General features: G+C 70.9%; 14 protein-coding genes. 3 read left to right on the top strand and 11 right to left on the bottom strand.

All coding sequences use genetic code 11. The annotated features are described in order from the left end of the window. From JHD21_RS10090 to JHD21_RS10080, 3 genes are all read left to right on the top strand, one after another. Window positions 1-1,092 (top strand): methylmalonyl-CoA mutase family protein (locus tag JHD21_RS10090; protein WP_292674263.1); only part of this gene is annotated, 1,092 nt, incomplete at its 5' end. Window positions 1,093-1,191: 99 nt separating this feature from the next. Next, entirely contained in the window at window positions 1,192-1,926 is a 735-nt protein-coding gene (locus JHD21_RS10085; protein ID WP_292674262.1) for a helical backbone metal receptor, read from the top strand. Between the two features lie 67 nt (window positions 1,927-1,993). Continuing rightward, a complete protein-coding gene (locus tag JHD21_RS10080) occupies window positions 1,994-2,857 on the top strand; it encodes a hypothetical protein (protein WP_292674261.1) in 864 nt (287 codons plus the stop codon). Between the two features lie 85 nt (window positions 2,858-2,942). Here JHD21_RS10080 and JHD21_RS10075 read toward each other — a convergent pair whose 3' ends face one another. The 11 genes from JHD21_RS10075 to galE all read right to left on the bottom strand — a co-directional run bounded on the left by JHD21_RS10075 (window position 2,943) and on the right by galE (window position 22,024). After that, on the bottom strand, window positions 2,943-5,579 hold the full coding sequence (locus JHD21_RS10075) for a reprolysin-like metallopeptidase (protein ID WP_292674260.1): 2,637 nt from the start codon (window positions 5,577-5,579) through the stop codon (window positions 2,943-2,945). Between the two features lie 113 nt (window positions 5,580-5,692). Further along, window positions 5,693-6,373 carry a dihydrofolate reductase family protein gene (locus JHD21_RS10070; protein ID WP_292674259.1) on the bottom strand — a complete coding sequence of 227 codons (681 nt, stop codon included), beginning with the start codon at window positions 6,371-6,373 and terminating at the stop codon, window positions 5,693-5,695. Then, on the bottom strand, window positions 6,370-6,849 hold the full coding sequence (locus JHD21_RS10065) for a hypothetical protein (RefSeq protein ID WP_292674258.1): 480 nt from the start codon (window positions 6,847-6,849) through the stop codon (window positions 6,370-6,372). Before JHD21_RS10065 ends, JHD21_RS10070 begins: the two co-directional genes overlap by 4 nt. A 7-nt stretch (window positions 6,850-6,856) precedes the next feature. Beyond that, window positions 6,857-7,720 carry a dihydropteroate synthase gene (gene folP / locus JHD21_RS10060; RefSeq protein ID WP_292674256.1) on the bottom strand — a complete coding sequence of 288 codons (864 nt, stop codon included), beginning with the start codon at window positions 7,718-7,720 and terminating at the stop codon, window positions 6,857-6,859. Beyond that, window positions 7,717-8,574, bottom strand: a complete 858-nt coding sequence (locus JHD21_RS10055) for a glucosyl-3-phosphoglycerate synthase (RefSeq protein ID WP_292674253.1) — start codon at window positions 8,572-8,574, stop codon at window positions 7,717-7,719. The genes folP and JHD21_RS10055 overlap by 4 nt, the downstream gene beginning before the upstream one ends. Window positions 8,575-8,661: 87 nt before the next feature. After that, window positions 8,662-12,456, bottom strand: coding sequence for an Ig-like domain-containing protein (locus JHD21_RS10050; protein ID WP_292674251.1), 3,795 nt, complete (start codon window positions 12,454-12,456; stop codon window positions 8,662-8,664). Between the two features lie 247 nt (window positions 12,457-12,703). Next, entirely contained in the window at window positions 12,704-13,789 is a 1,086-nt protein-coding gene (locus tag JHD21_RS10045; protein ID WP_292674249.1) for a TIGR03032 family protein, read from the bottom strand. Then, entirely contained in the window at window positions 13,786-17,628 is a 3,843-nt protein-coding gene (locus tag JHD21_RS10040) for an ELWxxDGT repeat protein (protein ID WP_292674246.1), read from the bottom strand. Before JHD21_RS10040 ends, JHD21_RS10045 begins: the two co-directional genes overlap by 4 nt. Before the next feature lie 419 nt (window positions 17,629-18,047). Continuing rightward, on the bottom strand, window positions 18,048-20,180 hold the full coding sequence (locus JHD21_RS10035) for an ELWxxDGT repeat protein (RefSeq protein WP_292674244.1): 2,133 nt from the start codon (window positions 20,178-20,180) through the stop codon (window positions 18,048-18,050). A gap of 78 nt (window positions 20,181-20,258) precedes the next feature. Next, window positions 20,259-21,023, bottom strand: coding sequence for an N-acetylmuramoyl-L-alanine amidase (locus JHD21_RS10030; RefSeq protein WP_292674243.1), 765 nt, complete (start codon window positions 21,021-21,023; stop codon window positions 20,259-20,261). Beyond that, entirely contained in the window at window positions 21,020-22,024 is a 1,005-nt protein-coding gene (galE, locus tag JHD21_RS10025; RefSeq protein WP_292674241.1) for a UDP-glucose 4-epimerase GalE, read from the bottom strand. The genes JHD21_RS10030 and galE overlap by 4 nt, the downstream gene beginning before the upstream one ends. Between the last annotated feature and the right edge of the window lie 105 nt (window positions 22,025-22,129).

Below are 22,129 nucleotides of genomic sequence, written 5' to 3'. Positions count from 1 at the left end.
CAGGCCGACATCCTCAAGGAGGACCAGGGCCAGAACACCTGCCTGTTCTCCACCGAGTTCTCGCTGCGGATGATGGCCGACATCCAGGAGTGGTTCATCGAGCGGCAGGTGCGCAACTTCTACTCCGTGTCGATCTCCGGCTACCACATCGCCGAGGCCGGGGCGAACCCCATCAGCCAGCTCGCGTTCACCCTCGCCAACGGGTTCACCTACGTCGAGTCCTACCTGGCGCGCGGCATGGACATCGACGACTTCGCGCCCAACCTGTCGTTCTTCTTCAGCAACGGCATGGACCCGGAGTACTCCGTGATCGGCCGGGTCGCCCGCCGGATCTGGGCGGTCGCGATGCGCGACAAGTACGGCGCCAACGAGCGCTCGCAGAAGCTGAAGTACCACGTCCAGACCTCCGGCCGGTCCCTGCACGCGCAGGAGATGGACTTCAACGACATCCGCACCACGCTGCAGGCGCTGATCGCGATCTACGACAACGCCAACTCGCTGCACACCAACGCCTACGACGAGGCGGTCACGACGCCGTCGGACAAGTCCGTCCGCCGGGCGCTCGCGATCCAGATGATCATCAACCGCGAGTGGGGCCTGGCGACGAACGAGAACCCGCTCCAGGGGTCCTACGTCATCGACGAGCTCACCGACCTGGTCGAGGCCGCGGTGCTGGCCGAGTTCGACCGGCTCTCCGAGCGCGGCGGCGTGCTCGGGGCGATGGAGACCGGCTACCAGCGCGGCCGGATCCAGGACGAGTCGATGCTCTACGAGCACCGCAAGCACGACGGCTCGCTGCCGATCATCGGCGTCAACACGTTCCGCAACCCCGACGCCGAGGACGGCACGCCCGACCACGTCGAGCTGGCCCGGGCGACGGACACGGAGAAGGCGTCCCAGCTGGAGCGGGTGCGGTCGTTCCAGGCGGAGCACGCGTCCGAGGCCTCGGCCGCGCTGTCCCGTCTCAAGGAAGCAGCGGTCGCCGGCGAGAACGTCTTCGCGGTCCTCATGGACGCCGCCCGGGTCTGCACGCTCGGCCAGGTCACCGAGGCGTTCTTCGAGGTCGGCGGGCAGTACCGGCGGAACGTGTAGCGCGGGTGGGTCCGTGCCGCGCCGCGCGCTTGTAACCCGGTGTCCGGGTCACTGGCACGGTGTCCGGACGCCGTGGCAGTGACCTGGACACTGAGTTACATGCCGCCCGCCCGCCGCGTCGTCAGCCTCGTCCCGTCGATCACCGAGGCCCTGGCGTCCGTACGCCGCGAGGCGGTCGTCGGTGCGACGGACTGGTGCACGCACCCGGCCGACCTCGACGACACGCTCGAACGCCGGGTCCGCGGGACCAAGAACCCCAACCTCGAGGCCATCAGGCAGCTCCGACCCGACCTGGTCATCGCCAACCGCGAGGAGAACCGCGAGCTCGACGTCCGCCGCCTCGAGGAGTCGGGCATCAACGTCCACGTCACCCGGATCGAGACGGTGCCGGAGGCGGTCGAGACCTTCGAGCGCCTCTTCGACGAGGTGCTCGGCTGGGAGCGGCCCGACTGGATCGCCGAGGCGCGCGACCTGTGGTGCGGCGACCTCCCGCCCGTGACCAGGACGGTGGCGATCGCGGTGTGGCGCGACCCGTGGATGGTGGTCGGTCGGGACACGTTCACCGGTGACCTCGTACGCCGCCTCGGCTGGGCGAACGCGTACGCCGACGCGGCCGACCGCTACCCGACCGTCGCGGTCGAGCAGCTCGACGACCCCGACAAGACCGGCGCGGACGTCGTGCTGCTCCCCGACGAGCCGTACGTCTTCACCGCCGACGACGGTCCGGAGGCGTTCCGACGTACGCCCACCGAGCTCGTCAGCGGCCGGCTGATCACCTGGTACGGCCCGTCACTGGTCGAGGCCGGCCACCTTCGCGACACAGTTGGCGGCTGACCGCCCGGACCCAGGCGGCTGTGGATGGCCCTCGGCACCAACTGAGTCGCGAGATCAGGCTCCAGGCATGGGCGGTCCGGATCTCTGCGCACTCATGGAGCAGCTCGGCGGCGTCGCGCGGAGACGTGACCTGCTGCGGGTCGTCTCGGCCGAGGACATCGCCACAGCGCTGGCCGACGGCCTGCTGACGGAGGCGAGCCGTGGCCGGTACTCGACCCATGACGTGGCGGCCGACATCACCACGGCGCACGCGGCCGGTGGCGTGCTCGGCGGGCTCAGCGCCGCTCAGCACTGGGACTGGGCGGTCAAGCAGCCGCCCGAGCGACCAGTCGTCATCGTGCCGCGCAACCGCTCGCTCGCCCGCGCCGACCTCGACGTGCGCCGACGGGACCTCCCGGCCGGCTGCGTGGACGGCGGCGTCCTCAGCCGGGTCCACACGGTCGTCGACTGCGCCCGGACGCTGCCCTTCGACGAGGCGCTGTCGGTCGCCGACTCCGCCCTCCGCAGCGGCCGGGTCACGCGGCACGACCTGCTGGCCTGCGCCCGAGCCTCCCCACGATCCGGCCGGCCCCGCGCGATTCGCGTCGCAGAGCTCGCCGATCCCCGGGCGGACAACCCGTTCGAGTCGGTCACCAGATCCATCGCGCTCGACGTCGCCGGACTGCGCGTCGTACCTCAGGTCGGGATCGGCTCGATCGGACGCGTCGACCTGGCGGACGTGGGTCTCAAGATCGCCATCGAGTGCGAGTCGTGGGCCTACCACGGCGGCGCGCAACCGTTCCGTGTCGACGTGCGCCGCTACACCCGGCTGGTCTGCAGGGGCTGGCTCGTCGTCCGCTTCGTCTGGGAGGACGTGATGTTCCAACCTGCGCAGGTGCGCGCCGACCTCGAGTCGGTCGTGGCCATCCGCCGGGGGACGGCGAGGACGTGATCTCGCGACACAGTCGGTGCCGGATCGAGGCGGACCAGGCGTACCCGTCCCGGCTCGCCGGCCCAACTGTGTCGCGAGTGTGCCACTACTGGATCTTGAACCACCGGTCGTTGACCGCGAAGAAGTAGTTGCCCGCGGCCTCCACCATGATCCGGGCCTTCTTGGTCCGGACGTTGGGGAACGTGACCTTGGCGGACCCGTCGTTCGTGGTCTTGGCCAGCTTGGTCCAGGTCTTGCCCTTGTTGGTGCTGAGCAGGATCCGGACGTCCTCGGCGAGGAACCTCGTGCCGTTGACCTTCCAGGTGACCAGCCGCGTGGAGCCGGCGCGGACGACGGTGCCCTTCTCCTTCTGCGAGGTCACCAGGAACGGTCCGGCCCGCGGGTCCAGCTTGAGCCGGACGTCGGCGGTGTCGACGCCGCCGCCACCGTCGTAGCCGTCGCGGACGGTGAGCCGGAAGTGCATGACCCTGTTCTCGGAGCCGGCCCGGCCCCGGTAGCCCTTGACCGGCAGGAACTCCGAGTAGCAGTCGACGATCGAGCCCTTGACCGGCTCGTAGTCGTCCAGGTCGTCCGGCAGCGGCGCGACCTTGGGGCAGCGGCCGGTCTTGGCGTTGGTGTTGCCCTTGAGGACCTGCGCGAGGTCGGGGAAGTAGCGGGTCGGGTCACCGGTGGCCAGGTTGAGCTTCGGCGACGGCGACACCAGGGTGCCGCGGTCGGTCACCTTGGCCCGGGTGCCGAACACCCGGAACAGCGGCCCGGTGCGCTTCTTGTTGGCGACCAGCTCGGTGCCCTCGTCGCCGCCCTGGTCGTTCTGCTCCCACAGGTAGGTGAGCTTCTGCCTGCGGTCCTTGTCCTTGGCGGAGCCGGTGAGCTTGAACGGCGTACGCAGCGGGATCGTGCGGTCCCGGGGCGCCTTCGCCTTCGGCGCCCGGTTGAGGGTCTGGACCGTGACGCCGCCGTTGTCGGCCGGGCCGCCCTTGGCGGTCTCACCGACGAAGCCGGAGACCCCCGCGGAGACGGACGAGACCTGGAGCGACGCGAGGTCGCCGCCACCGCCGTAGACCTCCGGGTCCGGCGACCCGGCGAAGATGATCTGGAACCCGGTGTCGTCCGGCGCCGTCAGCGGCGCGATCAGGTCGATCGGGTCGCCGTACGGGTCGTAGCCCCAGCCGGTGACGGTGACGTTCTGACCCGTCAGTGTCTCGACCGCGGCCTCGATGGCGACGGCGTTGTAGTTGGTCCCCCGGGTCAGCGTGATCGGACCGGTCGGGCCCGGGTAGTCGAGGTCGATCGACTCGCCGTCGGTGTCGAAGCCGCTCAGCGAGACGGTCTGCACCTCGGTGACGGGGAGGGTCGGCGAGCCCGTGTAGGCGTTGACCTCGTCGTTGGTGCGCTGGCTGAAGTAGGGGTCCGTGTGCGGCTGCAGGTCGTCCTGCAGGCAGATCCCGGCGTACGCCATCACCGACGAGCCGGAGCCCGGCTCGACCGAGGCGCTCGGCTCGCGGTTGCCGCCGGAGCAGGCGAACTGCACGCCGTTGAAGGTGTGGTTGCCGGCGAACTGGTGGCCGAGCTCGTGCGCCACGTAGTCGATGGCGAAGAAGTCGCCCTTGGGCTCGGGCAGACCGGTGCAGCCGCTGCCCTTGTAGTCCCAGCCGACGACGCCGAGGAACGCGACGCCGCCGCCGTTGACGCCGAGGCCGATGTGGCCGACGTCGTAGTTGGAGGCACCGATCAGCTGGCCGAGCACGGTGCGGTTGCGGCCGAGGGTGCCGATGTCGCAGAAGTCGAGCTGGCTGTACTGGTCGGCCGGCGGGTCGCTCGGGTTGGCGACCTGGTCGAAGCACGGGTGCGCACCGCACGGGCCGTTGGGGCCGAGCGCCTTGGCGGTGGTGTCGAGGTTGAGCTTGTGGGTGTCGTTGACCAGCAGCATCCGGATGGCCAGGTCGTCGTTGTAGATCTGGTTGACCCGGTTGATCAGGGTGACCTTCTCGGCCAGCACGTTGTCGGTGCCGAAGTAGGCGGCGTACGACGGGTCGCTGGTCAGCGCCAGCCGGTAGACGCGCTGCACGACCCGCTTGTTGGCCTTGTCAGGAGCGGGGTCGCCGACCACCTTGGGGGCCAGCGAGTTGCCGATCGAGCGGGTCTCCTGCTCGACGAACTCCTCGGCGGGGTTGGCCTCGACGGCCGCGGCGTAGTAGCTCAGGTGCGTGGTGGTGCCGCGGCGGTTGTACGCCGGGTCGACGAGCCAGGCGCCCTGCCCGTTCGGTCCGCGCACGGAGGCGTGGAAGCCCATCGGCGTGACGTCCAGCGCGATCGTGGTCCCGGGGTTGTCGAGCGACTGGCCCGACCAGGTGAGGATGTCGCGGTTGGCGGCGGCGAGCTTGGGCTCCATGGTCTGCGTGCGCCGGACCGCGAACCGCTCGAGACCACCGGTCGGGGTGGGCACCCGGAACGTCTGCCGGGCCTCCGACCGGCCGGCCACCGGAGCGCCGCGCAGCGTGGCCGCGACCCCGGCGACGTCGACCTCGACGGCCGAGTACTGCTCGGGGGCGACCCGGACCTTGCTGTCCTTGGCGTCGAACCCGCCGCCCGCGCGGTAGAGCGTGTCCTCGGCCGCGGCCGGCGAGGCCTGCGCTCCGCTGAGCACGCCGTTGGTGGCCAGCACCGGCGCGGCGGCACCGACGAGGACGAGAGCGGCGGTGGCCGCGACACGACGAAGCATGTGGTTCCCTCCACGATCCCGAGACCGGCGCTCGCCGGAAGTCCGCACCCTACGCCCCAACGGCCCCATTGCGCCCCACCTGCGGAGGTGACCGGTGCGGCGACACTCGGCCGTCAGTCCGCGCCACGCGGGGTGAGCCAGCGCGCCAGCAGGGTGCCACCCTCCTCGAGGAGGGTGTGCAGCGTCAGGGGTACCTCGACGGGCGGGCCGGTGACGATGCGCGGGCCGGAGCCGCCGACGAGCCGGGGCACGACCGTGGCGTCGAGCTCGTCGACGAGGTCGGCGGCGAGGAGCGAGGCGAGCAGGGTCGGGCCGCCCTCGGACAGCAGCTGGGTGAGGCCACGGTCGTGCAGGGCCGCCACCACCAGGGCCAGGTCGACGGAGTCGTCGCCGGCGACGAGCACGTGCTCGGCCCCGAGGACCGAGCGGGCCTCGGCCAGCCCCTCGGCGGCGGCGCAGGTCGCCATCAGCACGGATCCCGGCGCAGCGTCCCGCAGCCGCGGCGGCACCGACCCGCGCCGGCTCACCGCGACCAGGGGCGTCCCGGCGATCGGCCGGTAGCCCTCGTCGCGCAACGTCCCGGCCCCGACCACGACGGCGTCAGCCAGCGACCGGAGGGTGTCGAAGACGACCTTGTCGGCGGCGTTGTTGATCGACCCGCTCTTGCCGGACTCCCCCGTCGCCGCGCCGTCGACGCTGCTGACCATGTTGACACGCAGCCACGGGGTCCGCGGCGCCGCGTAGAGGCCGGCGAGATCAGAGGGACCGGACGCCGAGCCGACCAGCACCCTCACCGGACCTGCCACCGCATCACCCAGTACTGCACCCCGAACGGGTCGTCGTCGAAGTCGACGACGGGAGAACCCCAGGGGGCGACCCGTTCGGCCATCAGGGTGAATCCGGTCAGCGAGGCGAGCAGCTCCTCCCCCAGCACCGGGTCGGGCGGCGACCCGCGGCCCGACAGCCACTCGCGGAGCCCGGCGTCGAAGGCGAAGGAGCGCTCGTCGAGGTGACCGGGTGCCTTCTCGGTCCGCCGGGCCGAGCCGTTGGCGACGACGAGGTAGGACTCCTCGTCGACCGAGCGCGTCGTCGCATCGACCAGGTAGGCACCGACCCGGGCGCCCTGGTCGTCGGCGAGCACCTCGACGTCGCGGCCCAGCCACGCGACCGCCGCCAGACAGGCCGACCGCAGCTCGGCGACCGGGTCGTCGAGACCGGCGTACTCCGGCAGCAGCGCCAGCACGCCAGGCACGAGGACGACCCGCGTCACTGCGGCATCACTGCAACCCCCGGATGGCCCGCGCCGGTGGCCGACGCCCGGCGATCGTCCACACCATGTCGACGGTCTGCCGGGTCTCGACGACCTCGTGCACGCGATAGATGCGGGCACCGGCCAGGGCACACACCGCCGTGGCGGCGAGGGTCCCGGTCAGCCGCGAGCCGACCGGCATGTCGAGCGTCTCGCCGACGAAGTCCTTGTTGGACAGCGACACCAGCACCGGCCAGCCGGTCTCGACCATCTCGCCGAGCCGGCGGGTGACCTCGAGGGAGTGGAAGGTGTTCTTGCCGAAGTCGTGGGCCGGGTCGATCACCACCGACTCGCGGGCGACCCCCGCGGCGACGGCGCGCTCGGCGTACGCCACCGTGTCGGCGATGGCGGCGCGGACGACGTCGTCGTACTCGATCCGGTAGGGCCGGGTCCGCGGCGTCGCACCGCCCGTGTGCGTGCAGACCAGGCCGACCGAGTGCTCGGCCGCGACGTCGACGAGCTCGGGGTCGGCGCCGCCCCAGGCGTCGTTGAGGACGTCGGCGCCCGCCTCGCAGACGGCCGCGCCGACCGAGGCGCGCCAGGTGTCGACGGAGATGACGAGGGAGGGGTACGCCGCCCGTACCCGCGCCACGAAGTCGACGACCCGGGACCGCTCCTCGGCCTCGTCGATCTCGGCGCCGGGCGCGGCCTTGATCCCGCCGATGTCGACGATCTCGGCGCCCTGCTCGACGACCAGCGCCACCCGCTCGAACGCCTTGTCCTCGGCCCAGGTCGCGCCCTTGTCGTAGAAGGAGTCGGGCGTCCGGTTGACGATGGCCATCATCAGCGTCGCGTCGTCCGGGAACTCGTGACGGCCCAGGACCAGGGTCACCGCACGCTCACCACCGGCGGCCGCTCGTCGCTGCCGACCTCCAGGCCGGCCCGGGACAGCGCCGCCGACATGATCTGCGCCGACATCCCGCTCAGGTCGCGCAGGGACTGGTGCCGGTGCGCCCGGGTCCCGAGGTCGACCTGGGCCAGCGCTTCGAGGCCGTAGAGCCGGACCGTGTCGACCAGCGAGGCGAGCTCGACGGCGTAGCCGGTGGGCACGTGCAGGTTCTCGAAGAGCGAGCGCCGGATCGCCCACTCCCCGGCCAGCGGCTGGTGCAGCCCGGCGAGCTCGGGGAAGAGCAGCCGGATCAGCGGGCGGGCCACCAGCTCGGTCACCCGGCCGCCCTCGAACGGCACGGCGGTCTCCCCCGACCCCATCGGGCGCTCGTAGAACCCCTTGACCAGCCGGACGGCCGGGTCGTTGAGCATCGGCCCCAGCAGGCCGGGGACGAAGTGGGTGTCCCAGTCGAGCAGGTCCGCGTCCATGAACACGACGATCTCGCCGACGGTGACGAACAGCGACTTCCACATCGCCTCGCCCTTGCCCGGGACGGTGCCCAGGTCGGGGCGGATCTCCGCGGAGCGGTGGACCACGGCGCCGGCGTCGGTCGCCACGTCGTACGTCGCGTCGGTGCTGTCGCTGTCGATCACGACGATCTCGTCGAGCAGCGCCACAGTGTCCATCAGCGCCTCGCGCACCCGGGTGACGACGTCGCCGACGGTGGCGGCCTCGTTGCGGGCCGGCACGACCAGGCTGACCTTGGCTGCGCCCTTGGCCTCGACCAGGGCCGGCAGCGTCCAGTCGTCCCAGTGGTAGGTGTGCGACACGCCCCAACCAGCGAGCGCGTCGGTCATGTCGGCGAGCCTACTGAGCGGACACCAGAGCGCCGCCCCGGCCCGGGAGGGTGGGCCAGGGCGGCGCTCGCGACGGCGAGCGGCGGGCTACTCGGTCACGGACGAGCCGGCGTAGTTGCCGTCACCCGAGTAGGTCGCCGTCACCAGGGGCACCCCACCCGACTTCTTGAGCTTGACCTTGACCAGGCCGGAGGCCGGCATGGGCACCTGCTTGGTCTTGCTGCCCCACTTCACCAGCACGGTCCCGGTGGGCGCCGTGGCGCTGGGTCCGCCCAGGCCGGTCACCTTGACGACCACGTTGAGCCGCGCCTTCTTGCCGGCCTTGAACACCCGGTACTTGGCGAACTCGGTCGTCGAGGCGGCCTTGCTGACGACGTACGTCGCCGTGGTGCTGCTGGCCGCCAGCGTGTCCGACCCGGCGTAGGTGACCGTGAGCGGGTAGCTCCCGGGCGCCAGCGTGGCCGGCAGTGCGTACGTCGCCTTCCCGGCCCCGTCGAGCGGCAGGGCCGTCGAGGCGCCCCCGAACCCGACGGTCACCGTCTCGCCCGCTCCCCCGGCGACGGTGATGGTCGCGGTCGCGCCCTCGCCGTAGGAGGTGGCGGCGTCGGTGAAGTCGACGACCGTGGTGGTCGCCCCCTTGACCAGGGTGAAGGCGACGGCGTTGGACGTCGACGTGTTGGCCGTCGCCGTCTTGCCGAACACCGCCGTGATCGCGTGGTCCCCGGCCAGGAAGCCGCCCGGGACCGGGACGGATGCCGTGCCACCGGTGACCGGTGCCGAGCCCAGCGACGTGGTGCCGTCGAAGAACTCCACGCTCCCCGTCGTGTCCGCCCCGGTCACGGTCGCGGTGAGGGTCACCGCTTCCTTGATCGCCGGAGCGGCCGGGTCCAGCACCAGCTGGGTCTCGGTCGGCGCCAGCACCGCCAGGTCGACCTCGGCCTTGCGCAACGACCCCGCCGCAGCGGCGGAGATCGTCCGGCTGCCGAGCGTGGCGTCGCCCGGGAGGACCAGGTCGACCGACGCGAGGCCGGTCGGGCCGGCCAGGACCGTGCCGAGCACCGTCGCCGGGTCGGTCGACCCGTCGGTGAAGGTCACCGCCTCGCCGTCCCGGAAGCCGGTGCCGCTGAGCGTCACCGTCTCGCCCGGGGCGGGCTCGAGGTCGGTGGCCGTCAGCGCGAACACCTCCGACTTGGCGGCGTACTCCGCGCAGACGTCGCCCTGGACGCCGAACGCCGGCAGCGGCGTCCCCGTCGTCAGGCCGTCGTCCTCGCGGACCACCATGTTGGCGAAGGCGTTGTCACCGGTGATCACCTGCTGGGGGTTGCTGATGTCGTTCTTGTACGTCGCCGACGCCGCCGCCTGGTTGGCGCCGGGCGTGCTGTCGCCCATCGTCGGCACGGTGACCGCCTTGCAGGTCTCGCCCGGGGCGAAGGTCACCTGCTGGACGGCCAGGGCGGCCTTGGACGTCGACGCGGTCGAGCCGATCACTGTGTAGTAGCCGGACACCGTCTTGGCGACGGGCTTGCTCAGCACCACGGCCACGTCCTTGGTGCTCGGGCCGCTGCCCTCCTCGACGTTGGTGTAGTCGAGGCCGATCGTGGGTGCGGCGACCTCGACGACGGGCGTGCCGACCGCCGAGTTCACCAGCGCCAGGTCGGAGAGGTAGGCCCCGCCCGTCTCGGTGCCGTCGAGACCGACGGCCGCCGCGAGGCGGACCTCACGGATGTCGGCGGTGTTGATCCCGGTCATGGCGCTGACCGGTGCCCAGACCTCCTGGAGCACGATCTTGTTGAGCGTCGTGGACGTGCTGGCCGGCATCCGCCTCACCGCGAGCGGGTTGAGCGCCGAGACCAGCGTCGACCAGGTCGCTCCTGCGGAGTCGACCACCGTCAGCGTCATGTCCGTGCCGGACACGACCGACTCGTCGGGCGCGGTCTTGAACACCAGGGCGTCGTACGCCGCGGCGTTGCGCGCCGACGCCGGCAGCGTCATCCGGATCGAGGCCGCGCTGTTGCCGGTGACGTTGGACCACAGGAACTTCGTCATCGGCGAGGCGGGGACGTTCGGTGCGAACGACGCGGGCGTCCAGTGCGGCATCGCGCTGGTCGAGCGCACCGTGCTGGTCGTGCCGCAGAACGGCAACGCCTGGGCGAGGGTCCGCCCGGAGGCGCTGGCGCACAGGGTCGCCACGGCCGAGCCGTAGTTGCGGATCTTGCCGCTGAACTCGGTGAACGTCTCGATGTCCACCCGCTCCTCGGCTGGCGCGCTGCCGATCACCCTGATGTCGGCGGTCGGCACGCTGGTGAGCGTGGGCTTGGTCGACCCGTCGAACATCGGCAGGAAGTCCTCGTCACGGTCACCGACCGTCATCCGGAACCAGGCGCTCATGTAGGCGGTCCCGACCTGGTACTGCTGGTCGGCGGTCAGCCGGATGTTGGTGCCCGACATCGGCCCGCAGACGGAGTCGGTGCTGTTGGCGCCCCAGTCGTCGCTGACCGAGTAGGGGTACTTGCCCGGCGTCCAGATGGTGTTGAAGAAGTTGTGGTTGGCGCCCATCGACCACACGGTCGAGAGCAGGACGTTGTCGTCGTGGGCGTAGCGGGAGTCGTCGTTGAAGTGCTGGCCCTGCTGGTTGGAGACGTCGCCGTCGCAGTACGGCAGCAGCACCATCATCGGGGTGTCGGCCACCGTCATCCGGGCGAAGTCGACCGGCGCCAGGGGCAGCACGGACGTGATGCCGAACGGGTCGGCCAGCGCCTGGTTGAGGGTGACCGTCGAGACGACGCCCTCACCGCCGCGGGAGTGGCCCATCAGGCCGACGTCGTCGAGGTCGAACCGGCCCACCAGGTCGGCCGCGTTGAGCTGGTCGGCGTCCAGGTTGGTGACGTTGGGCTCCGGCTGGGTCGGCTTGGCGTCGAGCGCCTGCTCGATGCTCTGGTCCCGGTCGAGCGCGTTGTCGTGGTAGATCGTCGGGTCGCCGGCGTTCGCCTTCTCGAGCATCTTCAGGCTGTCGATGACGAGCTGGCCGCGGGCCTTGGCGCCGTTGTCGAGGGTCAGCTGGGCGTCGTTGGCGTTGATCGCGTTGGCCGAGATCGAGACCACCGCGTAGCCCCAGGTCGCCAGCGTCTGGCCGGTCCCGTCGTAGCCCCGGTAGCTGGGCACCTCGGTCTGGCCGACGACACAGGGCCACCGGTTGGGGTTGGACGGCGACGGCGACACGAGGTTCGAGCACGACGTGTGCCTGCCGTGCAGCAAAATGATGGTCGGCCGCTCACCGGGCGCGACGCTGGCGTCGGGCAGGTAGATGCGCCCGGTCAGCTCGCCGCGGATCCCGCCGATGCCGGCCATGTCGACCGCCTGGTCGCCGAAGTCGTAGTCGTCGACCTTGTAGGTGTAGGGGCCAGGCGTCGACCCGTCATCACCGGCGGCGGCCCGCGCGACCAGCTTGGCCAGCTCAGCCCGGGTCGAGGGGGTCACCGGTGCGTCGGTCGAGGTGACGGGGCCGTCGGTCGGCTCCACCTTCGACTCGTCGCCGCTGGCCCAGCCCAGCTCCACGTCCCCGGCGTCGGCGACCGTGTCGTCCGCGGTCACGACGGTCAGCGTCAGGCTGTCGGCCGACTCCGTGGCCGGACCGACCACCTCGCCGTCGACCACCAGGGTCGGGGCGTCGCTGACCATCGGCAGCGGCTCGTCGAGCTCGAGGCTGACCTGGTAGCCGCCCGCCACCTGGGTGACGGTCCAGTCGGGACCGGACGCGACGACCGCGTCCTCGGGCTCGGCGCTCGTGGCCGGTGACGAGGTGACGGCGAGCAGCGTCGGGACCAGGCCACCGGCCGCCGTGACGGCGACGAACCGTCGGAAAAGCTGGGTACTTCTGCGCAAGGGAGCACTCCTCATGAGGGGTCGCTCGAGTGCGGCCGGAGCCGTGCCGAGCTAGCCGTGCCGGGGTCGGTTCCGTCGAGCCCGGGCCGGGCCGACGGATGCGGAGGGCGGAACCCGAGACGGTCAGCCGATCGCCGCACCGACGGTGCGACGCCACATGCCAAGGACCGTAGACACGGGTTGTGAAGCCCCGTCACCTCGCGTGTTTCGTTGAGGTGTCAACCACCTCGGGGGCAACTCGTTCTAGTTAACGAGGGGCCGGCACGAGCCAGATCTCGTCACCATCGCCGGGCGCGCTGCCCAGGGCGACGCACCGGGAGTCCGGGACGACCTGCACGTCGAAGATCTCCTCGAGGCCCGAGGTGAACTCCAAGGTGGCGACGGTGTTGCCGGTGGCGAGCTCGATGACGCCGATGCCGCACTTGAGCTGGTCGTGGAACTCCGCGATGGGGACCCCGCCGAAGACCGCGGTCTCGCGGATCTTGGACAGCCCGACGTACGCGAGCCCGTCGTGGATGGCCAGGCCGCGGGCATAGCCGGGCAGCGCCGCGACCATCTCCCGCCGGCCGCTCTGGACGTCGACGCGCTGCAGGTGCCCCATGCCCGAGTCGAGCACGAAGAGCTGGCCGTCGTACCAGCGCGGGGAGTGCGGCATCGAGATCCCGGTGGTCACGACCTCGCCGCTGGGGACGTGCAGGACCGTGCCGGTCGTGAGCTTGTTCTCGCGCCAGCCGCCCGGCGTGTCCGACCGCGCCATCACCGTCACGAACGCCGGCGCGCCGTCCCGCATGGCCATGCCGTTGAGGTGGCAGCGGTCCTCCCCGGCCAGCCGGGAGATGAACGGCGGACGCCAGCGCGGCACGAAGCTGTAGGCCGGGTCGAGGCCGACCAGGCAGGAGAACAAGGTGTTGACGATCCAGAGGTCCGGCTGTCCCTCGGCGTCGACCCCCCACGCCATCTCGTGGATCTGGATCCCGCCCGTGACCATCGAGCTGCGGGCCAGGAAGCACCGGTCGAAGTGCCCGGCCGGCTCGAGCTGCGGTGCGAGCTCGGAGTGGTCGTCGAGGAACCACACCTGGCCCTTGGCGCCGACGGCCAGCCGGTCCTGCCCGACCGCGACCCCCATCGCCTGGTCGAAGCGGTGGAAGTCGAAGGCGACCTTGCCGTCGTCGACGCCGACCGCGACGAGCTGGCCGGCCTGGTAGGTCGAGACGAGCAGCGAGGCACCGCTTCCCCCGAGCACGTCCGGCAACGACGCGCTGTGGGTGAAGCCGGCCTCCATGACCGACCGGGACGGGGTGTCCGGGGCCGGGGTCTGTTCGGGAGTGGTCACTTGAGGATCAGCGTGTACTTCTTGGTCAGGGTGTTGGGGGTGCCGCCGGTCGGGGTGTAGGTGAACTGCACCTTGACCTTGAGCTTGCCGTTCTTGCTCGCCTTGATCAGCGCCTTGCCGGGCTTGGTGAGCTTGATCGTGATCTTCGCAGCACCGGGGCCGCCCGTCGTCACCTTGGCGGTCTTGACCGGTGCCTTGCCGACCGGCGCGAGGCTGAGCACGCCGGCGCCGGGCAGGTTGACCGACAGGGTGAGCGTGGCCTTCTTGGTGTTGGCCGTCCCCGACGCGGGCAGGGTGAACGCGTTGGACGGCGCGGCCGGCGGTGGCGGGGTCACCACGGCGACGTTGACCGTGAACGTGCGTGTCGCCGGGGTCGGGTCGGTGTTGCCGACCCCGTCCACGGCCCGGAAGGCGACCGTGTGGCTCCCGTTGGCCAGTCCCGAGAAGGTGCGCGGCGAGGTGCAGTCGGCGAACGCGGCGCCGTCGAGCGAGCACTGCAGCTTCGCGGTGTCGCCCACCGTGCCGGAGAACCCGAACGTCGCCGAGTCAGTCGTGATCGTCGACCCGTTCCCCGGGCCCGAGTCGATCGTGGTGTCCGGCGCGGTCGTGTCCGGCAGGTTGACAGTGAACGTGCGGGTCGCGGGGGTCGGGTCGGCGTTGCCCGCAGCATCCACGGCGCGGAAGGCGACCGTGTGGCTACCGGCGCCGAGGCCGGTGAAGGTGCGCGGCGACGTGCAGTCGGCGAACGCACCACCGTCCAACGAGCACTGCAGCTTGGCCGTGTCGCCCAGCGTGCCGGAGAACCCGAAGGTCGCGGAGTCCGTCGTGATCGTCGACCCGTTCGCCGGACCGGAGTCGATCGTCGTGTCCGGCGCGGTGGTGTCCGGAGGCGGCGTGGTGACCTTGACGGTCCCGGCATCGGTGCCGTCGGACTTCCACAGCTCGCGCGAGGTGTCGTCCCACGCGGTGAAGAACAGGGTGCTCCCCACTGCCGTGAGCTCGTCGGGATAGCTGTCGTCGGACCCGGACGCGATGTTCTTGACCAGGAACGTCCCGGCGGTGGTGCCGTCCGACCTCCACAGCTCGTACCCGTTCGTGCCGTCCGAGGTGTTGAAGTAGAGGACGCCGTTCATCGCGGTGAGGTCGTAGGCGTAGCTGTAGGAGGCGCCCGGCCGGATGTCCTTGACCAGGAACGTGCCGGCCGCGCTGCCGTCGGACTTCCACAGCTCGTAGCCGGTGGCGCCGTCGTGCGCCGTGAAGAACAGGCTGCCGTTCACGTCCGTCAGGTTGACCGGTGAGCTGCTGGGGGCTCCGGGCCTGATGTTCTCGACCTGCTCCGTCCCGCCCGGAGTCCCGTCGGACTTCCACAGCTCACGGCCGTCCATGCCGTTGTCGGCGGAGAAGAACAGGGTCGTGCCGACCGCGGTGAGTCCTCGTGCGCTGCTGCCGTCGGCCCCGGGACGGATGTCCTCGACGAGCACGGTCCCTGTGTCGGTGCCGTCGGACTTCCATAGCTCGCGACCGGCGGCGCCGTCGTCGTCGGCGGTGAAGTACAGGACGCCGTTCATGGCCGCCAGGTCACGGGGGGAGTTGTAGTAGCCACCGTAAGCCGCGGGGTTGATGTCCTTGACCAGCACGGTCCCGGCGTCCGTGCCGTTGGACTTCCACAGCTCGCGACCATGCGTGCCGTCATCGACGGTGAAGAACAGGTTGTTCCCCACGGCGGTGAGGTCCCGCAGTCCGGATGAGTAGTAGTAGCCGTACCCGCCCTGGCCACCCGGACTGAGCACCTTGACGAGGACGGTCCCCGCCTCGGTGCCGTCGGACCTCCACAGCTCGGAGCCGTCGACGCCGTTGTCGGCGGTGAAGTAGAGGACGCCGTTCACAACGGTCAGGTTGTCCGCGTAGCTGCTGGGGCCACCTGGGCGGATGTCCTTGACCAGGACGGTGCCGGCCGCGGTGCCGTCGGACTTCCACAGCTCCTGGCCGTGGGTGCCGTCGTCGGCGGTGAAGTAGACGGTCCCGCCCACCGAGGTGAGCTGGTTCGGGTCGGACCCCACGCTGCCCGGCCGGATGTCCTTGACCACGGCGGTGTTCGCCGCGGTGCCGTTGGACGTCCACAGCTCGCGGCCGGTGGCGGCTTCGATGTCGGTGAAGAAGAGTGTTCCGGTCGCTGCCTCCAGCCTCCGCGCATCCGAGTCGGCGAAGCCCTCCGAGAACTGCTTCACCACGACGGTGCCGCCCGTGGTCCCGTCGGACTTCCACAGGCCGTAGCCGACGGTGCTGCCGCTGGCCTGGAAGAACGCGGTGCCGCCGACCGCTGACACGTCGTAGATGTAGGTGCCAGCGGTACCAGGCGTGAAGTCCTTGACGAGCGCGGTGCCGAGGGTGCTGGAGTCGAACGTCCACAGCTCCCGACCGTGGCTGCCGTCGCGAGCGGTGAAGAACAGCAAGCCACCCACGGCGGTGAGGCGGCTAGGCAAGGCGCCGCTGGGTCCGGGGTTGATGTCCATGCCGACGGTCCCGGCCTCGGACCCGTCCGTCCTCCACAGCTCCCGCCCGGCGGTTCCGTCATCCGCGACGAACAACAGCTCGCTTCCCACGGAGGTCAGGTTGCCCGGATCGCTGCCGCCAACGCCGGGGTGGACGTCCTTGACCAGGACCGTCCCAGCCGCGGTCCCATTGGACTTCCACAGCTCCCGCCCTGTGGTGCCGTCGTCCGCGGTGAAGAACAGGGTTCCGCCGACCGCAGTCAGGTTCTCCAAGTCGGAATAGCCGTACGCCGAAGGGTCGACGTCCTTGACCAGGACCGTCCCAGCCCCCGTGCCGTCGGACTTCCAGAGGGCGTGACCGGTCGTGCCGTCGTCCGCGCTGAAGAACAGCGTGGCGCCGACCACGGTCAGATAGCTCGCGCCGCTGCTGTACCCGTAGCCGTAGTAGGTGCCGGGGTTGACGTCCTTGAGCAGGGCGGTGCCGGCCTCGGTGCCGTCCGACTTCCACAGCTCGCGCCCGTGGGTGCCGTCGTCGACGGTGAAGTAGAGGGCATCGCCCATCGCGGTCAGGTTGCGGGGGCCCGCATAGCTGCCCGTCGTGCTGGGGTCGATGACCTCGACCAGCACGGTGCCGGCCTCGGTGCCGTCCGACTTCCACAGCTCGCGCCCGTTCGTGCCGTCGTCCGCGGTGAAGTAGAGGAGGTTGCCGGCCGCGGTCAGGTCACGTGGACCGGAGTAGTAGCCCATGCCCGGGTCGACCGCCTCGACCAGCACGGTCCCGGCCGCGGTGCCGTCGGACTTCCACAGCTCGCGGCCGTTCGTGCCGTCGTCCGCCGTGAAGAAGACGGTGCCGTTGACGATGGTCAGATCCTGCGGGCTGCTGCTCATGGAGCCCGCACGGATGTCCTTGACGAGCACGGTCCCCGCGCTGGTGCCGTCGGACTTCCAGAGCTCGCGGCCGCCGCCATCGGCGTACGTGGTGAAGAACAGGACGCCGCCGACCTCGACCTTCTCCGGCTCGGCTCCAGCGCCTTCCCGCGCTTCGCCGCCGGACCCCGTCGCCTCCACGCCCCTGGTGGCGCGCCGCCCCTCCCTGCGAGCGCCCATCTCGCGCGGAGGCCGCATCCCGTCGCGGGGCTTGACGTCATGACGCGTAGGTTCGGCCGCCGCCCCTTCTTGGTCGGCGGCCGCAGCCGTCCCGACCCCCGTCATGCTCAAGGCCAACGCGGCGGCCGCGCCGGCGGCAGGCCGGAGGGCACTGCGCCGGGCCCGGCGACGAAGCTCCTTCTGCAGGGCGCGGCGCCGCTGCGCCTTCCCCTGGACCTGGCGCTTCGCTCGGGCGCTCATGCGCGGGCGCCGGTCGCAACGAGCGGACTGTGGCCGAGCATGCTCGAACGTGCGGTCATGACACTCTCCCCGTGGACGATGACCTGAGGATTGGACCCTAGGCCCGGGACCCTGCGTTTCCCATCACCCAACCGAGCCGGGTGGACCGCTCGGGTGTGACTACCCCGGACTAGTCACTGCAGATCAGCCTGAACGGGTGGGAGCCCTAGCCGCAGCCGCCGATCAGCGACGTGTGGCGAACCTGTTGACCATCCGTTCACCGAGCGTCGATGACATCGTCGCGTTCAGCCACCACGGTGTCCGTCGTGAAACGGGGACTCAAGAGGTTCTACCGGCGCGTCCGGTGTCGTTGGCGTCATGGAGACGCGTGTCCGCACGCGCCGATGTACCACCGCTGACCCGCCGGGGCCGCGGCGCGCTCACGCGAGGATCAGCGTGTAGCGCTTGGTCAGGCTGTGCGCAGTGCCGCCGGCCGGAATGTAGGTCACCTTCACCTTCACCGTCAGCTTGCCGTTGCCAGCCTGCTTGATCTGCGCGAGGCCATCCTGCGTGAGCCGGATCGTGAGCTTGACGGCTCCAGCACGCTCAGCCTTGACCCGGGCGTCCTGCACGGGAGCCTGGCCGACCGGGCGGAGCCTGAGGGTGCCCGGACCGGGCAGACGCACCTTGAGCGTGAGCGTGGCCTTCTTGGTGTTGGCCTTCCCGCCGGCAGGCAGCGTGAACGCGTTCGACGCGACGGTGAACGTCCGCGTCGCCGGAGTCGGGTCGACGTTCCCCGCACCGTCCACGGCCCGGAACGCGACCGTATGGGTGCCGTTGGCCAATCCGATGAACTTGTGCGGCGAGGTGCAGTCGGCGAAGGCGCGGCGGTCGAGCGAGCACTGCAGCTTGGCCGTGTCTCCCGGTGTGCCGGCGAAGCCGAACGTCGCCGCGCTGGCCGTCACCGTCGAGCCGTGGCCCGGACCGGCGGTGATCGCTGTGTCGGGCGGGGTCGCGTCCGGGGTAGTGCCGGTGATCGAGACGGTGCCGGCGGTGGTGCCGTCGGACTTCCAGAGCTCACGGCCGGTGCTCTCGACCGCCGTGAAGAACAGGGTGCTTCCCACAGCGGTGAGCCCGTCGAGGTAGCTGCTGTCGGCCCCGGGCTCGATGTCCCGAACCAGCGCCGTTCCTGAACCGGTGCCGTCGGACTTCCACAGCTCACGGCCGGTAGTGCCGTCGTCAGCCGTGAAGAACAGGTTGCTGCCGATGGCCTCCAGCTCGTAGACGTAGGAGCCGTAGTACGCGCCCGGACCGAGGTCCCGGACCCGCACGGTGCCGGCGGCAGTCCCATCCGAGCGCCACAGCTCGTAGCCGGTGGTCGAGCTCGCTGCCGTGAAGAACAGGGTGCCGTCTGCTGTGGTCAGGTTGGAAGGGTAGCTGCTGCTGCCACCGGGCCTGACGTCCTTGACGAGCACGGTCCCGTCAGCACTGCCATCCGACTTCCACAGCTCGTAGCCCGTGGTTCCGTCGACCGAGGCGAAGAAGAGGGTGCCCCCCATCGCCGTGAGGTTGCGCACGCCGGCGTAGCCGTAGAACCCGGGGTCGACGTCCTTCACCAGCACGGTGCCCTCGGCAGAGCCGTCAGACCGCCACAGCGCCGCACCAGTGGCGCCGTCGTCCGCAGTGAGGAAGAGCGTGTCCCCGACCGCGGTCAGGTTCGCGCCGTAGCTGCCGGCCGCTCCGCCGTCGTAGGTGTCGGTGTTGATGTCCTTGACCAGCACCGTGCCGTCGGCGGTGCCGTCGGACTTCCACAGCTCACGGCCGTGGGTGAGGTCATCCGCGGTGAAGAACAGGGTGCCGGCCACCGCGGTCAGGTCTCTGGGTCCGGAGTAGTAGCCGTCGTACGTGCCCGGGTCGATGTTCTCGACGAGCACCGTGCCCCCAGCCGTACCGTCGGACCTCCACAGCTCGCGACCGTGGATCCCGTCATCCGCGGTGAAGAACAGGGCGCCGTCCACCGCGGTCAGGTACCTGGGCGCCGAGTAGTAGTCGTCAGTGCTCGGGTCGACGTCGGCGACCAGCACCGTTCCCGCGGGCGTGCCGTCGGACCTCCACAGTTCACGACCGTGGATCCCGTCATCCGCGGTGAAGAAGACGGTGCTGCCCACCACGGTCAGGTCCTGCGGGTAGCTCCCCTCGGCACCAGGCCAGATGTCCTTGACCTCGGCTGTCCCGGCCGCACTGCCATCGGACCTCCACAGCTCTGTGCCGCCGGGCCCGGCGTGGGTGAAGAACAGGGTGTTCGCCAGCGCGACCGGGGCCCGCTCGGCACTGGGAACTCCGCGGGATTCGGCGCGACCGGATCTCGCGTCATGGCCTGCACGGTCGCGTTCGTCGGGCCGGTCGGCGGCCTCGGCCGTCCCGACCCCCGCCATGCTCAGGGCCAGCGCCGCCGCGGCCCCGGCCGCTCCCGGCCGCATCGCGGCTCGCCGCGCGCGACGCCGGAGCTCCTTCTGGAGAGCACGCCGCTGGCGGTCCTTCCCCTGGACCTGACGCTTCGCCCTCGCGCTCACGACGAAGAACTCTAGGTGCCGGAGCGGGCCGGTCCATGGCCTTTCCGGGTGGTTGGGAGCCACCCGGGTGACTGGGCGTCAGCGCAGGAAGAGACGTACGGCGCGCGCCAGGGCAGCCGCGTACGCCGAGCGCCCCTTGGCGGTCGTCATCCGCCGGGCGTCGGCGGCGTTCTTCATGTTGCCGAGCTCGACCATCACGGTCGGGACGTTGGACAGGTTGAGGGTGCCCAGGTCGCCGCGGAAGTCGAGACCGTCACCGCCCGCGATGTAGTTGGCGCGCGGCACGCCCTTCCTGACGAGCGAGGAGCGGGCGAGCAGGGCCAGCCGCCTCGAGGGCTCGTAGATGTCGTGGGTCCACGGCTTGCGGTCGGTCGGGGCGATCACGTGGAAGCCGCGCGCGCCGGCGGCGTACGAACCGTCACCGTGGACGCTGATCTTGAGGTCGGCCGGGATCTTGTTGCCGGCCCGGCCGCGCCGGTCGACGCACGGACCCCACCGCTTCTGGCTGTTGGCCTGGCGGGTGAGGACGACCCGGGCACCGAGCCGCTCCAGCGTGGCCTTGAGCCGCAGCGAGACCCGCCACGCGAACGTCGCCTCGGCGAAGCCGCCACGGGTCGCGGTGCCGGTGGTGTTGCACGGCTTCCGGAACCCGCCGGCGGGGACCAGCCGGTTGATCTTCGCCGGGAAGTTGTGGTTGCCGAGCTGGTGCCCGGGGTCGATCACGACGACCCGTCCTGTCAGCGGCTTGGCGTCCTCGCGGACCAGCTGCGTGCGGTCCTCGGCAGTCGCAGGCGTGGCCACGACCAGCGAGGCCAGGAGCACCAGGGCGGGGGCGTACCTCACTCGTAGCCCAGGATCTCCTGGCGCTTCTCGCCCCACGCCAGCGCGGAGGCGATCGCGTCCTCGAGCGAGAGCGAGGCGCGCCAGTCGAGCAGCTCGGTGGCCCGGTCGACGTTGGCGTAGGCGCCGATGGCGTCGCCGGGCCGCGGCGGCGCCTCCTTGATCGGGACCTGGCTGCCGAAGACGTTCTCGAACGCCGCCACCAGCTCGCGCACGGTGGTGCCGTCGCCGGTGCCGAGGTTGATCACCACGCTGGGCTCGCCGACCGCGGCGAGGACCTGGTCGAACTGTTCGACCGCGCGCACGTGCGCCTGGGCGACGTCCCACACGTGGATGTAGTCGCGGATGCCGGTGCCGTCCCGGGTGGGGTGCTCGACGCCGGTGATCGTGAACGCGTCCTTCTGGCCGCGGGCCGCCATCACCAGCTGGCCGAGCACGTGCGAGGGCTCCTTGGCGTAGATGCCGGACTCGAGGTCGGGGTCGGAGCCGATCGGGTTGAAGTAACGCAGGATGATCGCGCGCAGGTCGGTCGCGACCGCCATGTCCTGGAGGACCTGCTCCATCATGTGCTTGGTCCGGGCGTACGGCGAGTTGGGCGCCAGCGGGTCGGCCTCGACGACCTCGAAGCCCTCCTTGGGGGCGTACAGGCTCGCGGAGCTCGAGAACAGCACCCGCGGCTTGCCCAGCTGCTGGAGCTGGTCGAACAGCTCCAGCGACTTCGCGACGTTGTCGCGGTAGTACTCGTAGGGCTGCTCGACGGACTCGGGGACGATGATCCGGGCGGCCATGTGGATGGTGGCGTCGAGGTCGGGGTGCTCCTCCACGATCCGGGCGAGCAGCGCCCGGTCGGCGATGTCGCCCTCGTAGAAGATCCGGTCCCGCACGAAGACGTGGGGTCCGGTGAGCAGCGAGTCGAGGATGACGGGGGTGTGCCCGGCGACCTCGAGCGCCTTGGCGGTGACCGAACCGATGTAGCCGGCGCCGCCGGTGACCAGCACCTTCATGGGGAGACCTCCATCCGACGCACTCTAGTGAGCCCCAGGAAACTTCCCGAAACCGCAGCGGGAGCCGTACTGCGCGCTCAGACTTGAGTCGTTCGGGCCCCCCAC

It is taken from the genome of Nocardioides sp. (assembly GCF_016462705.1).
In the GTDB taxonomy this organism is placed as follows: domain Bacteria; phylum Actinomycetota; class Actinomycetes; order Propionibacteriales; family Nocardioidaceae; genus Nocardioides.
This window is presented reverse-complemented; position numbering and strand designations above follow the sequence as displayed.